Origin of the sequence: Bacillus sp. C30, from assembly GCF_040838255.1 — a bacterium.
GTDB lineage: Bacteria > Bacillota > Bacilli > Bacillales > Bacillaceae_G > Bacillus_A > Bacillus_A mycoides.
This window is the reverse complement of the sequence record NZ_JBFPJH010000072.1, coordinates 1-14,603: the sequence shown is the minus strand read 5'-3', so window position 1 is coordinate 14,603 and position 14,603 is coordinate 1. Positions and strand designations below refer to the sequence as shown.

Annotated in this window: 16 protein-coding genes and 1 pseudogene; 2 read left to right on the top strand and 15 right to left on the bottom strand. The window is 34.2% G+C overall.

What is annotated here, in order from left to right; genetic code table 11:
* Nucleotides 1-83: 83 nt before the first annotated feature.
* The gene (locus tag AB3X49_RS09900; RefSeq protein WP_131245688.1) at nucleotides 84-548 is read right to left on the bottom strand and encodes a spore coat protein; all 465 of its coding nucleotides are present in this window, start codon (nucleotides 546-548) and stop codon (nucleotides 84-86) included.
* Between the two features lie 32 nt (nucleotides 549-580).
* The gene (gene cls, locus AB3X49_RS09895) at nucleotides 581-1,768 is read right to left on the bottom strand and encodes a cardiolipin synthase (protein ID WP_367961797.1); all 1,188 of its coding nucleotides are present in this window, start codon (nucleotides 1,766-1,768) and stop codon (nucleotides 581-583) included.
* Between the two features lie 159 nt (nucleotides 1,769-1,927).
* On the opposite strand from cls, the gene AB3X49_RS09890 reads away from it, so the two are divergent.
* Nucleotides 1,928-2,014, top strand: a complete 87-nt coding sequence (locus AB3X49_RS09890; RefSeq protein WP_000505094.1) for a YjcZ family sporulation protein — start codon at nucleotides 1,928-1,930, stop codon at nucleotides 2,012-2,014.
* Nucleotides 2,015-2,143: 129 nt separating this feature from the next.
* On the opposite strand, the gene AB3X49_RS09885 is transcribed toward AB3X49_RS09890, so the two are convergent.
* The 8 genes from AB3X49_RS09885 to cotH form a co-directional block, all read right to left on the bottom strand.
* Complete coding sequence (locus AB3X49_RS09885) at nucleotides 2,144-2,650, bottom strand: acyl-CoA thioesterase (protein WP_000141174.1); 507 nt, start codon at nucleotides 2,648-2,650, stop codon at nucleotides 2,144-2,146.
* A gap of 119 nt (nucleotides 2,651-2,769) precedes the next feature.
* Nucleotides 2,770-3,639 (bottom strand): TIGR03943 family putative permease subunit, encoded by an 870-nt coding sequence (locus AB3X49_RS09880; RefSeq protein ID WP_367961795.1) that lies wholly within the window; start codon nucleotides 3,637-3,639, stop codon nucleotides 2,770-2,772.
* Between the two features lie 3 nt (nucleotides 3,640-3,642).
* Entirely contained in the window at nucleotides 3,643-4,539 is an 897-nt protein-coding gene (locus AB3X49_RS09875; RefSeq protein WP_000418719.1) for a permease, read from the bottom strand.
* Nucleotides 4,540-4,738: 199 nt separating this feature from the next.
* On the bottom strand, nucleotides 4,739-5,680 hold the full coding sequence (locus AB3X49_RS09870) for a magnesium transporter CorA family protein (protein WP_000932386.1): 942 nt from the start codon (nucleotides 5,678-5,680) through the stop codon (nucleotides 4,739-4,741).
* 186 nt (nucleotides 5,681-5,866) lie between these two features.
* Complete coding sequence (locus AB3X49_RS09865; RefSeq protein WP_002031482.1) at nucleotides 5,867-7,246, bottom strand: putative polysaccharide biosynthesis protein; 1,380 nt, start codon at nucleotides 7,244-7,246, stop codon at nucleotides 5,867-5,869.
* A 96-nt stretch (nucleotides 7,247-7,342) separates the two neighbouring features.
* Complete coding sequence (uptA, locus tag AB3X49_RS09860; RefSeq protein WP_137058299.1) at nucleotides 7,343-7,945, bottom strand: undecaprenyl phosphate transporter UptA; 603 nt, start codon at nucleotides 7,943-7,945, stop codon at nucleotides 7,343-7,345.
* Nucleotides 7,946-8,049: 104 nt separating this feature from the next.
* Nucleotides 8,050-8,667 carry an NUDIX hydrolase N-terminal domain-containing protein gene (locus AB3X49_RS09855; RefSeq protein WP_002168580.1) on the bottom strand — a complete coding sequence of 206 codons (618 nt, stop codon included), beginning with the start codon at nucleotides 8,665-8,667 and terminating at the stop codon, nucleotides 8,050-8,052.
* A gap of 105 nt (nucleotides 8,668-8,772) precedes the next feature.
* On the bottom strand, nucleotides 8,773-9,849 hold the full coding sequence (cotH, locus tag AB3X49_RS09850; protein ID WP_367961791.1) for a spore coat protein CotH: 1,077 nt from the start codon (nucleotides 9,847-9,849) through the stop codon (nucleotides 8,773-8,775).
* Between the two features lie 181 nt (nucleotides 9,850-10,030).
* On the opposite strand from cotH, the gene exsB reads away from it, so the two are divergent.
* Nucleotides 10,031-10,627 (top strand): exosporium protein ExsB, encoded by a 597-nt coding sequence (exsB, locus tag AB3X49_RS09845; RefSeq protein ID WP_003188802.1) that lies wholly within the window; start codon nucleotides 10,031-10,033, stop codon nucleotides 10,625-10,627.
* A gap of 46 nt (nucleotides 10,628-10,673) precedes the next feature.
* Here the strand turns inward: exsB and AB3X49_RS09840 are convergent, their stop codons facing one another.
* The 5 genes and pseudogenes from AB3X49_RS09840 to AB3X49_RS09820 all read right to left on the bottom strand — a co-directional run.
* On the bottom strand, nucleotides 10,674-11,285 hold the full coding sequence (locus AB3X49_RS09840) for a phosphoserine phosphatase 1 (RefSeq protein WP_367961789.1): 612 nt from the start codon (nucleotides 11,283-11,285) through the stop codon (nucleotides 10,674-10,676).
* A 10-nt stretch (nucleotides 11,286-11,295) separates the two neighbouring features.
* Nucleotides 11,296-11,841 carry a short-chain dehydrogenase gene (locus tag AB3X49_RS09835; RefSeq protein WP_367961787.1) on the bottom strand — a complete coding sequence of 182 codons (546 nt, stop codon included), beginning with the start codon at nucleotides 11,839-11,841 and terminating at the stop codon, nucleotides 11,296-11,298.
* A 13-nt stretch (nucleotides 11,842-11,854) separates the two neighbouring features.
* Nucleotides 11,855-12,271: a FosBx1 family fosfomycin resistance bacillithiol transferase gene (gene fosB / locus AB3X49_RS09830; protein WP_002126995.1), complete on the bottom strand. Its 417-nt coding sequence runs from the start codon at nucleotides 12,269-12,271 to the stop codon at nucleotides 11,855-11,857.
* Between the two features lie 59 nt (nucleotides 12,272-12,330).
* Nucleotides 12,331-13,992 (bottom strand): peptide ABC transporter substrate-binding protein, encoded by a 1,662-nt coding sequence (locus AB3X49_RS09825; RefSeq protein ID WP_367961785.1) that lies wholly within the window; start codon nucleotides 13,990-13,992, stop codon nucleotides 12,331-12,333.
* Nucleotides 13,993-14,063: 71 nt separating this feature from the next.
* Nucleotides 14,064-14,603: pseudogene (locus AB3X49_RS09820) on the bottom strand (DUF2628 domain-containing protein); the annotation flags it as partial.

The following is a 14,603-nucleotide window of genomic DNA, read 5'->3' as shown; positions in this document are numbered from 1 at the left end:
CAACTGGTTTGTCTCAATTCTTCTAATTGAGCCTTTCATTAGACATAAAAAAACTAAGACGCCTTTCATTCCGTCTTAGTTTTTCACGCAAACTTCTCACTTTCATTTTCATATACATGTTTAATTTTATATTCCTTCTTCACAACATATTGCCAAACACTATAAGCATAACGATTCATTTTCACAAAACAATTTTCCAAGAAAGAACGAAACTCTGGGTTCGCAACTTCCACTGCAACTTGAGCAAACTTTAATGCTAATCGCTTCAAATGTGAAATATAACAAATAGCAATCCCAATATCCCCTGTATACTCATTATCTGTTTCCCTATCCATTTCAGTAAATTCCGGCCACATTTGTTTACAAGTTATATGTTGTATATTTTCTCCTTCTTGAAAATTCACTTGTTCATTATATGCTTGTAACATATACGGTAAATGATGCTGCAAAATATCTTTTAATTCTTCATCTCGAACCTTGCTCGTGTATTCTCCAACTTTATATATAAGTGTGTAACTATATGTCATCAATTCTTTCATACAATCCATTAAAGCGCCTCCCTTCCTATTTCATCTCTATACTATAAATATGATGCGATAACATTTGATATTCTTGCTAGAAACCAATCCCATCTACTAATTTTCTCAAAATCTTCTTCAGAAAATCGTTTTGATTTATGAAAGTCTTCTTTTAATCGACTCCATACGTCAGCAACGACTGTCTTATCATATATGAAACAGTTAGATTCGTTATTTAAGTAAAAACTTCTATTATCAAAATTTGCTGTACCAATATCAACCATTTCCTCATCGATGATTGTTACTTTCCCATGAAAAAATCCATTTCGATATTGATAAATCTCCGCTCCAGCATCTAACATGTCTTTCAAATAAGGATAGGCAGCCTGTTTTAGCAATACTGCATCACTTTTAAATGGGACGAGGATTTTTACATGGACACCACCACGATTTAATGCATCTTTCAGCCCCTTCACCATTTCTTTACTCGGTACAAAATATGGTGTAGCGATAATTAAAGAATGTTTTGCCTTCTTTAAAAACGCTCCATACTCCTTCCATAAACCTTTTCCATTCGAAAATACGTATTGATATTTTACATTTCCTTGTACAGGTAACTCTTGGTGTATAGGAAACTTTTCTCCCGTATCTTCTTGCCAATCTTCCGCAAACTTCCGTTCCATATCAGTAGCTCCATTCCCTTCGATGCGTACATGATAATCACGCCACGGACCAAATTTAGGATCCTGTCCAAGATATTCCTTTCCGATATTGAAGCCACCAATGTACGAAACTTTCCCATCTATAGTAACAATGCGTCTATGATTACGTTGATGCAAAGAATAAAATAAGTTTTTTAATTTAGGTTTTTTACTAAATGTAAACTTCACGCCTTTTACTTTTAATTGATTAATTATCTTTTTCTTAAGCTTATATCCGCCAATGCGGTCTACTGACAATTTCACATCTACTCCGCTAGATGCTTTTTTCTCTAATAACTGTAAGAACTTTTGGCTTATTTCATCTTTTCCTACAATATAAAAATGAATATACACATTCTTTTCTGCACGGTTTATATCCTCAAATAAACTTTTATATAACTCATCACCGTTCGTATATACTTGAAAATCCCCTGATCGGATTTTTTCTAATTCATATCCACTAGCCATTTTCTTCCCCATTTCCACATCAACGTTCATCCATATGAATACACCTATAAAACAAATTATTACAATTAAAAAGCGCTTCATGGATACGTTCCTTTCTCTAACTACTGTTATTCCTATATCTTTCCTTTTTTAAAACATTATCATACAAAAAATATGTCATTGCATGATATACGTCCATATCAAACAGGAGCTCATCTGCATATTGTATGTTGTATCTTAAAATAAAAGGAGGAAATAACAATGGGCTTCGCACATGGTAATGGATTTGCGCTACTAGTCGTATTATTTATCCTCTTAATTATCGTCGGTGCTGCTTGCTTCTGCTAAGCAGTTATTGTAGTACGATATGGGGATGAAAAAACTATAAAAGCGGACACCTATTTTTAGGTGTCCGCTTTTCATTTCAAAAATCTCCTAACCTATTACAAAATAGTACCACTAGGAAAGTATTTTATATCAAAAAGTTAGCAGTGTAGCTACCTTCTTACTCTCTGCCTTACGAATATGGCGCTGTTCTGCACGTAACACAGCAATTCGATGCAATTCTTTCTCCTCTTCTGTCTCAGGGATAACACGCGGTACAGGAACTGGATTATTCTCCTTACTAAGCGCAACAAAAGTAACGAATGAAGTTGCTGCTACACGTTTTTCACCTGAAATTAAATCTTCTGCTACTACTTTCACAAATATCTCCATAGAAGTTCTTCCCGTCCAAATTACGAAAGATTCATAACTAACACAATCTGAAGAACGTACTGGATGTAAGAAATCTACCCAATCCATAGACGCTGTGACACATTCCATTCTCGAGTGTCTCGTTGCTGAAATTGAAGCAACCATATCCATCTCCGCCAATATCTTTCCACCAAATAGCGTGTTATGATCATTTAAATCCGTTGGAAATACTCGACTCGTTTTAAACACCCTTGATTCATTAGCTGTTTTACCCTTTACTTCAGTCATTGTTATCACCCCTTTAATTATTTATCCCTAATATCCCAATATACACTACACCTCATGAACTACACGTTTAATATTAACAATTTTTAGAACTTTTAGTCCACAAAAAAGAACCGATTTTATCAATCGGCTCCTCTAAACACATATTGTTCTTTCGGCTGTTCAACTTTATTCCATTTCGTTACCTCTAACACTGGAATATTCGCATGAAACGGCTGATAAAATTCAGTTGAAATTTCTCCCTCTATCTGAATCCAATCATCATTTTTCCACTCTACCCCTTCTGGTTTTTTAACTAACATACCATATACACCCGAATCCGCAACACAATGTATAATGCCGAAACGGAATAAGAAATATTGTTCCTTTTTAGAAGAATCATCTCGGAAAACAAATCCTTTATAAGACAGGGTTTTACCAGTAAATTCACCAGGATAATTATAAATTGTCTCCATACCCTTTAAGAAATCTTCATCTTTTAAAGTGATATTATCTTTCGTAACAAACTCTTTCTTCCCTTTTTCCATTACACCACGATATCCTTCTTTCCCGTAATAAATACTCGTGTCAGGTCTTAGAAATTGTCTTGTCATAAATGGATCTTTACTTTCTGCTTGCGCTACTGGAAAATGGAATCCCTTCGCCTTAACAATATCGGAATCTAATGTTGCAATTGGGAAAAACAATCCTGTAATGATTGGAAAACAGAATAACGTGTAAGAAAACACTTTTTTCCACCATGTATTCTCATCTTTCGAATGATCATGCCCACAATGACTATGATCACAACTACAATTATGTTTCTCTTTTTCCTTTTGGTGCTCTTTTTGGAAAACGATAATAATTTGTACAATCGTTAAGAAACCTAAAATAATAGCAGCAGTTTTTGATAAATAGGCGTACTTCATATTTATATACTTCGTAATGTTACCGGAAATATGAAGCTGTCCAATTAAAATTGTAAAGCCTAATAATATATATGCTCGAAACATAACCTACCACCCCATCGCATAAATGAGTAGTGAGCTTGCATAAACAACAAGGGTAACTGTAACCGTCACAACAATTACAAATTTTGTTTTAAATGTCGCAAGCATCATAAACATATTTTTAATATCCACCATCGGTCCATATACGAGAAACGCGACAAGTGACGCTGTTGAAAATGTACTTTGGAACGAAGAAGCAATAAATGCATCCGCCTCTGAACAAAGTGATAAAATGAAAGCAAGTCCCATCATTACAGCTGATGAAGAAAACGGACCTTGTCCAATAGCAAGCAATGTTGAAGTTTGTACAAACGTTTGAACTGCAGCAGCAATTAACGCTCCTAACACTAAATATTTCCCCATTGAGAAAAATTCCTCAACAGCATGTGTACATACATCCCACATTTTTGTACGTAACGGACGCTTATGGTTCACTTCTGGGAAGTGATCATCTCTTAATTGATGTTCTTTAAACATAAATGATAATATAATTCCAACGATAATTGCTACGATAATCGCTACAATAGAACGATACCATACCATGTGCATACTACTTCCAAAAGCAACATATGTTGCAAATAATACAACTGGATTAATAATCGGTCCAGTTAACATAAATGCAATTCCTGCATAGGGTGGAACCCCTTTTCCGATTAATCGTCTTACAATCGGAACAATTCCACATTCACATCCAGGAAACATCATACCTAAAAAAGTAGCTAATAAAACAGACAGAAATCGGTTTTTAGGCATCCATTTTGCCACCATATCTTCTGTCACAAACATTTGAATGAATCCTGAAATAAATACACCAATTAGCACAAAAGGAAGTGCTTCGATTAATATTGAGATAAAGATTGTATTCATTTGCAGGAATGCTTTCGGTAATTGAAACAATTCCATGATGTATTTCCTCCAACTTTTCATTAACAATATGTAATTTTAACCCCATTTCATTATTTGAACAAGAGTTATATGGAATTCATAACCTTCATACACATTACATTTCACAAGTTATATTCTGTTCCAAAATTGAGATTTCCTAGCAAAAAAAGCTGCACTAGCACAGTTTTATAACTATGCTAGCGCAGCTTTCCTATCATTAAAAGTAACGTTTCTTCCAAAAAACAAATGCTAAAGTGAAAGATAATGTTACACATATTATAAGTACAATTACAAAACCATGTGCTTCCCCTTCAAACGGAACCTTTACATTCATTCCAAAGAAACTAGAAACCATCGTTGGTAATGATAAAATGATTGTAATAGAAGTCAACAGTTTCATAACACTATTTAAATTGTTAGAAATAACCGAACTAAATGTATTCATCATTCCACTTAAAATGTGACTATATATTTCCGCCATTTCAATAGCCTGCTTATTTTCAATTAATACATCTTCTAGTAAATCTTGATCGTCTTCATACATTTTCAAAAATGTACTGTTTCGCATTAATTTTTGAATTACAATTTTATTTGCCTTTAATGATGTTGTAAAATAAACTAAACTTTTTTCAAGGCCGAGCAATGTGAAAATTTCTTTATTTTTCATCGACTTATTTAATTGGTGCTCTAAATCGATTGTTTTTCGATTAATTTGCTTTAAGTATCTTAAATAATAAGTAGAAATTGTATATAAGAGCTGAAGTGCGAAGCGCGTCTTTTTAAACGTATAAAATTCTTTAATACGTTGATTAATAAAGCGTTCAAAAATCGGATTTTCTTCTAAGCAAATAGTAACAAAACAATCTGGCATTACAATCATACCTATTGGAATCGTGTCATAAATTGAATTTCCTTCTTCATCATGTCTGACTGTCGGAATATCCACGATAATTAAAGTATTATTGTCTTCCTTTTCAATACGAGAGCGTTCTTCATCATCCAAAGGGTCTTTAATGAAATCTAAGTCTACATTTAAAGTTTGTACTAGATACTGAATTTCTTCTTCTGTTGGATGAAGTACATTAATCCAGCAGCCCTTTTGCATTTCCTCAATCTCTTGTAGTTTTCCGTTTCGGTCTGTTAAATAAATATTTAACATACTATCACCCCGATTCTTTTTACATGTGGGAATCTACCTCACTTAAACAACAGTTTTTGAACCGCTATTTTCAGCATATGAAACAAACGATTAAATTTCAATAGAAAAATTATTTTGAAAACGTTTTTTTAAGAAAAATCTTGTAAACATAGAAAAAGACAGAGTGTTCTCTGCCTTTAAAAAAGCTTATGTTGCCTTTATAACATATTTAGAAAGCATCCACAAGTTAAAGCCGACTGAAATCGTATAGCCAGCGTATGTTGAAATGATAAAACTTACATAATCAAAATACGGTAGCAATACAATATTTAAAACTATCTTCACAGTTATTCCGATTACTAATCCTAGCACTGTTTTCTGTTGTTGATTAATTCCTTGTAACATGGCAGCGGTTACTGTAAATAGTGAGAATAGTATACAAGCAGGAGCATAGTACTGCAAAATAATACTGCCCATCTCCGGATCATTTCCAGCACCAAATAAAAGAGTATACACTGGTTTTGCTAAAATCATCATTCCAATCGCCGCCGGTACGGTAATTCCTACCACTAATAAATTTGTCCTTGTAAAGTGTTTATACAGTAGCTTCTCATTTCCCGCTGTATAAGCTTTCGTCATCTCAGGTACAAGGGACATACTAAAAGCTGTTGCAACAGAAACCGGGATAAGTACAACCATCTGAACAAGGCCAATAATCGCATTAATCTTTTCTGCTTCTCCTTGCATATATCCTACTTGTATAAGTAGCTTATTAATTGTAAATGTATCAATCGTCTGATATAACGGAATCGCTAATCCAACTACAACGAAAGGAATAGAATATGTAAACAGTTCTCTATACAACGAAAAAAAAGTTTTCGTCGTTTGTGGTATACTGGCAATCTCTTTTTTCTTTAAATGTTTTCTCCTTCTTATATAATACGCACTTAAAACACTTAATCCACCTAGTGCTCCCATAAATGCTCCAAACGTTGAAATACCAACTGCCAACGAAACAGAAGCTTTTATAACATATAAAACGACAAAGCTTCCTATCAAAATAGTTAAGACCCGAAAAAATTGCTCTACAACTACACTGAGTGCAGAAGGTCCCATAGATTGAAAACCTTGAAAGAAACCACGTAACAAGCTCATTACTGGAACGAGTATTAACGCAAAACTTACAATTTGAATATTGTGTGTGACAGCTACCACACTATTACCCGACTGATCATTTCCATCAATCACAAGTTTAGCTAAATGTGGTGCTAACATATATAATGCTAAACAAGAAATAACGCCCATAATGACCATAAAAACGATACCACTCTTTAGCACTCTCTTAACAGTGTGATAATCATTGAGTTGATCATATTTTGAAACCATTTTTGAAACGGCAAGTGGCAATCCCATCGTTGCAATACTAAGCATAATTGTATAAGGACGGTATGCATACGTATATAATACGTACCCACTCGTACCCACCATTGCTGTAAATGGTATAACATATATAAACCCTAACATTTTAGATATCATCGTTGCCATCGTTAAAAATATCGTTCCACGTAAAAACGGTGATCCTTTCATCACATTCCCCCGCTACGCTTTATTATTACACATTATGGACAACTCCTTTTTTTTAGAACTGAAACAATAAAAAAAGCCAATGAAAAATCATTGACTTTAACGCGCTGCTTTTTTCTTTTTTAAATACTTTAAACCGAAGTATAGAGCAACAAAGAGAACAGCCCCTATAATTATGTAATGTGTGTAATCAGATGCATACTCTTTAATATGTCGCCAATTTCCACCAAGCTTTTCACCTAAGTATATAAATAGTATTGACCATGGAATAATCGCAACTACTGTATATAGTGTAAATAGTTTTAACGGCATTTTAGCTAATCCTGCTGGAATAGAGATTGCATGACGTACTACTGGGATAAAGCGTGCAGAAAAGATTACTCCTGCTCCGTAACGCTTAAACCAACCTTCCGCTATGTCTAAATGGTGTTTATTAATAAGTAGATATTTCCCATATTTCTCTACAACCGGACGCCCTCCGTAATATCCAAGCCAGTATAAAAAGATTTGGGCTAAAGTACCACCAATAGTTCCGGCGATAACTGCACCGACAAAACTAATTTTACCATCCGCTACTAAAAATCCAGCATACGAAAGTACAATTTCACTCGGGATAATTTCAATCATTAAAGCTAGCGCTACTCCAAAGTAACCTAGGCTTGCAAAAAATTGCAATAACTGATCTATTATGTTTGCTAACATTTTCTTTTCTATCTCCTTTTTTCTTCACATACCATCCCATTATTACATAAAGGTTGCATTCTGCCAATATCTTCATTTTAACAATATCATCGGCATAAGCATTATTAATCTATTAATGTTTCTTTTTGAGGTTCTTTCATGTAGGCAAACATTTCTTTAATTTGCTCTTCTGTATTTCTAGCAATCGATAAATTAGGCAATTCATTCTCATCAAAAAACTCCACATCTTCTGTTTCAATACTAGTTTTCTTTTCGCCACCAATAATCTTACAGCCAATAAAAATTTTATATACATGTGTTGCTGAAGGCGATGGTTGATGTTTTTCTTTATCAAATATAGCGAGTAGCTTAAAATCATCTACTTCATAGCCCGTCTCCTCTAAAACTTCTTTTGCAGCTACTTCTGTTGGCGTATAACCAACATCAGCCCATCCACCTGGCAATGCCCATTTCCTATCACTTTTTTCTTTCACAAATAATAGTTTTTCATTTTGAAAAATAACTGCCCGTATATCAACTTTAGGTGTTTGATAGCCTGTCTCACTTGCAAATAAATTCTCTACTACTTCCCAATCTGTCTTTGTGTAATGTGACATCATTGAAACTGAAATGTCCCGTAATTGTTGGAAACGCTCTATATCATATACATCCTTAGAATACGTTAAACCCGCTTGAGCTATAGATTGTATTTGTTTTACCCAATCAATCCACTTGACCGTCATGTTTCCACATCTCCATTCTTTATTAAGTAAATATTACGTCAATTCAATCGATACATCTTTATTATACAAAAAAAGAGATTGATAATGTTCCAATCTCTTTCAAAATTAATCCAATTCATGTAAGTGGTCTTGTATATACTTCCTTCTTTTATTTATATATTCATCAATCATATCAGCTTCTTGATCAAATGTTTCTAATTTTTCTTTCATATATGGATCTTGTAGTAAATATGGACGAATCGATTCACACAAACCTTCTACTTTCGGCATCATAAACGAAACGGTAAATTGTTCTTCTAATATTTCTTCCAAAATACTTCGGTATTGTTTTCTAAATACAGGTATATCTAACAATCTTGCACTTAACGTATTATAACCTTGAATACGAATATATTCATGATTAAGTGGTCTCCCTTGTACATCTCGCCCCCAAGTCGCATCATAATCCCACGGTATCACTTCAAATAAATTTGTCTCATCGTTATGATATAGTGCATAGTTATGAACGAAACCATCAAAGTTTTGCGTAAAAATAACTCCAGCTAACCATCGTAAATATTTATCTACATGTAGAAACTTCCCGACTTCTTTTTCATAATCTTCCCTCGACAAAGTATTCGCTTGAAATACAAATTCACTCAGTTGTTCTTCACTATTTTTATTCGAATATTTAAATTCATAACCCGCAAAGAGCTCTGTCTTAACATCTTTTTCTCGCTCACTCATTAACGAAAAATTCGCATCATCATCTATCGCATAATAAATAGAACCACTCGGTAACCCTCTATTTTTCAAAAAGTTTTCATCAACTGATTCTAACTGTAAATACACACCTTGAATTTGACCATTAATTTTTATAAATACATGTTGTGATTTTGGCGAAAGTACACCAATATCATGAAAAAAATCTAAAGATAATTTATTTCGTATGAGAGACGGATCCATAAACTCAGAATTCAAATGAAACTCTTTCGCGCCTTGAAATTTTTTCGGTTTATAAAACATAACATGATAAGACTTTTTCTCAAATTCGCGAATATGAGCCCCTCGGTATACGATATCAATGTCATACTTCTTTTTTCCATAAGTTAATTTTGCTGGCACTGGGCTATCTGACCAAATGTCCTTTTTCAATTCCACTAAGTACATTGGATGAACAAAAAAATCATATGAAGGCAGCATGTTTTCTCATCCCTTCTCAGTTCTCTTCATTCAATGTATGCGCCTTGTCTTGTCCATACATCCGCTATCATCTATTTATATAAAATTACACTCTTGTCCTGTTCAGAAAGACTTCATCTCTCATATCATGTTAAGGAAAAAGAATACCTTTTCAATTTAACACTCGATAAGGAGGATTTCTATGAAACGTGATATTAGAAAAGCTGTTGAAGAAATCAAAAGTGCTGGTATGGAGGATTTCTTACACCAAGATCCAAGTACTTTTGAGTGCGATGATGATAAATTCTCTCATCATAAATGTACAACAGGGTGTAAATGTACAACAGGGCGTAAATGTACAACAGGGCGTAAATGTCCAAGAACAAGATGTACTCGCGTAAAACATTGTACTTTCGTTACAAAATGTACTCATGTTAAAAAATGGACGTTTGTTACGAAATGCACTCGTGTGCGCGTTCAAAAATGGACGTTCGTTACAAAAGTTACTCGTAGAAAAGAATGCGTTTTAGTTACAAAACGTACTCGCAGAAAACATTGTACGTTCGTTACAAAATGCATACGCTTTGAAAAGAAATTTTTCTGGACAAAACGAAGTTTCTGTAAAAAATGCGAATTCTTCCCTCACGGACACGGTAGCTCTTGCGATGATGATTGTGATCATGGTAAAGACTGTCACGATGACGGGCACAAATGGAATGATTGCAAAGGCGGACATAAATTCCCATCTTGCAAAAATAAGAAATTCGATCACTTCTGGTATAAAAAACGTAATTGCTAGTTTTTTATGTCCACCAAAAAAGGTCGCTTTGCGACCTTTTTTACGTTTACTGAAAATGACTTATATCTGCAAATTGTTTTACTTTACCACGGTTTTCATCAAATTCAATCACACTAAGACTCGCGCTATGCATAAATGGCTCTTCCCATACATGTTCAATTTCAAAACCTGCAAAATGCCCTACGAGTAATTTCGCTGCTGCAGCATGAGTAACTATTAAAATATTTTCTCCTTTATGCTTTTCTAAAAGAAAGTGTATCCCTTCAATTACTCTTTTATGAACGGCCGCAAAGTTTTCCCCTGATGTTGACTGAAAAAGATGTGGTTCATTCCAAAATAAATGTACTTCTTCTGGATATTGCATTTCCAAATCAGCAATTGTTTGCCCTTCCCATGTCCCCATATTTATTTCATAGAAATGTTCATCTGCTATAATTGGAATATCGCGTTCTCCTTTAATCAATTCGGCAGTATGAAGCGTTCTTTCGCTTGGACTACTATATATGGCATGGAGTGGTAAATCCTTCATACGCTCCCCTAATTGTTTCGCTTGTATCATACCATTCTCTGTTAATGCTGAATTTTTCCGTCCTTGCATCCGCCCTGCTACATTCCATTCTGTCTCACCGTGCCTTGTTACATATACCGTTGTCTTCATTTCAGCCCCCTTACCATTTTGGCCGCGATTCCCACGGCTCTACTCTCCCTACAATCCATTCTGTGCATTTACTTTCAATTCCTTTTATAACTCCGTCAGCAATCTCTTCATGAGTAAGCCACCTTGCATATGTATCTTCTAAAATAAACCCTAATATAACTCTGTAATAACTACATAATGCCCCGCCTATTTTTTGTGACTTCGTACGTGATGCACTACTACCTAATATATGAAATAAACTGTACTTTTCCGACGACAATTCTACCTCATTACAAATGAGTCGTAATGCATGCTTTGCACTAGAGTGTATCCAGGCAACAACTAATGTTATTGGACCATTTTGTTCAATTGTATTTGTAATAGATTGCTTTACATCATCGTCATTTTGATAATCTAAAGGAAGGCACGTAATATTTCCCGGTACAGAACTCACTTGCTTAACATTTTTCAATTTCGTACTATCTCGTCCAATAATAGAAACATGAAACCCTTGATCACAAAGCCACATAGAAACTTTCTTTAGCATTCCTGTTCCACCAATTACAAGCGCATGCAACTTCTTCCCCCCCTTAGTAAAATGTCATATGAGGTTTCTCATCTCTATAATAATTTAGACGGTCTTGTAACGTCCCTGAATGAAACTCAAATTTATGACCATCAGGATCAACAAAATATATAGACTCACAATCTCTCACATCACGCTCTCTTCCTTGTAAAATATGAACTTTATTTTCTTCTAATCGCTGCAGTAAGCGTTCAAAGTCTTCTTGTTCAACAGAAAATGCGAGGTGCGTATAAGATTGATGAATCTCCTTTCTTGGAATATGTGCCTCTTCGTTCAGTGCTATCCATACTCCACATATATTGAAATATGCAAGTTTTCTCCCTTTAACTAATAGTTCTCCTTCTAGCACTCTTTCATAAAACATAATAGCGTTTTCTAAATTTGATACTGAAAAACAAAGATGATTGATTCCTTTCAACACTCCACGTTCCTCCCTAAACAAATAAAAGATGAGCGAAAATTCACTCATCTTTTATTATACTATTTCTTTGTAATATATGCCCATTTATAACTAAAGTCGCCACCGAACGTATGGTTAGCAATACCATTTACATACGTCTTCTCTAAGTAAGCTGTACTTTGTTGGTACGTAGGAGAGATTGCAGCATCTTGACCAATTAAGATTTTTTCAGCTTCTGCAAGTGCTTTCCAGCGTGCTGCGTCATCTTTTAGTAGTTCTCCTTTTGATTTTGCTACTAAATCATCGTACTTCGGATTTGAATAATCCATTTCATTAAATGAGCTTCCAGTAACGAACATATCAATATATGTCATTGGGTCTGGATAATCTGGACTCCATGCAGATAATGAGAATTCATATTCAAATTTCTTTTCTAAATCTAACTTCTGCTTATATGGTTGTTGCTTCAAATTCACTTTAATACCAGGTAAGTTTTTCTCTAATTCTTCTTTAATAAAGTCGCCCACTTTTTTACGACTACCGTTATCATCATTTAGTAATTCTACTGTAATTGTATCTTGACCAAGTTCTTTCTTCGCTTCTTCCCACAGTTTTTTTGCTTTCGCAGCATTATCTTTACTGTCACGGAAATTTTTATTTACATTACGGAAGTCTTTTCCATCTGGTCCTGTCGTAAACTTTTCAGGTACTAAGAAATACGCTGGCAATGATCCATCATTCAAAATTACATCCGCAATTCCTTTTTTATCGTACGCTAAATCAATCGCCTCACGAACCTTTTGATTTTTAAACGTTGCATTTTTTTGATTAAAACGTAGGAAATACATACGTGGGTCTAGCTTCGTTTTAAATTCATCTGGTTTATTCTTTTTATATTTGTCTACAAACTCAGAACTTAAAATGACACGGTCTGCTTGATCACTATCATATAAATTTACCCCAGTACTTGTCTCTTTTACTATACCCACATTAATTTCTTGTAATTTTACAGCATCTTTATCCCAATAATTTGGGTTTTTCTTTAACTGGTAACTTTGTTCATGTTTCCATTCACTCATTGTAAATGGTCCATTGTACAATAATTTATCTGCTTCTAATCCGTATTTATCCCCTTGTCCTTTTACATACTTTTCATTTAATGGGAAGAATGTAGGGAACGAAGTAAGCTCAAGGAAATAAGGTGCTGGTTGCTCTAATTCTACTACCAACGTTTTATCATCCTTCGCTTTAACACCTAATTGATCCGACGGTACTTCTCCTTTATTTACTTTCTGTGCATTTTTCACATCAAATAAAATAAATGCATATTCTGCTGCTATTGCTTTATCTAATGTACGTTGCCATGCATATACAAAATCTTGTGCTCGAACTGGATCACCATTTGACCATTTTGCATCACGTAATTCAAATGTATATGTCTTTTTATCTTCACTAATCTTCACGTCTTTGGCCATACCTGGAGTTGGTTTATTATCTTTATCTAGACGATATAATCCTTCCATTGCATTTACAAATACACGGAAAGATACAGAATCTGTTGATTTAGATGTATCCATTGAAGGAATTTCAGCTGTTTCTAGCAAATTTAAAACTTGTTTATCTGCCATTCCCTTACTTGATTCTTTCTTCGTTGTCGAAGCCTTCTCCCCATTCCCACATCCCGCAACCAGTACACTAGCCGATAATGCAACTGCAGCAATCGTTGTTACCTTTCTCTTCATTCTTCCTTCCCCCAATCTATATGTATAAGTTAAAACTTGTATAATATATTTTATTATACAAAAAATTCTGATTATTTTAAATATTTATTTTCATAAAAAGAAAAAAAGCGGTCAGAAATTGCTTTCCCTCCGCTTTGTTGAATAGCATTTACTTGCAATCCATCCTCTATTTCAAACGGATTTTGAACCTTGAATATTTCTTCCATCATCTTCAAAAACTCTTCTTCATTTTTAGATTCACCATTAATCGTAAGGGAATATGGCTCAATTTCACTCAATTTATAATCAACAATAAATTGAATTGTAACTTTTTGTCTTGGCATCCCTGGGCTGTATCCTTGAAATTCTACTAATTCCATACCTTCCGAACCACGATAATATATCCACCCTGAATTTTGAAAATAGCTTTCAAACGATTCACCAATCGAAAAGAACGGATATTCATAAAGCGAACTTGTACGTACTTTTTGTATAATATCTCGATCAGTCGGAAAAAAGAAATGACTGAAAAAAATACTAGCAACTGCTAAAATAGTAACGATTGTTGCTCCCATTTTACTCGTTCCACCACTATCATGGATCAGATAATTTTCAACCGATTCATCTTTAAT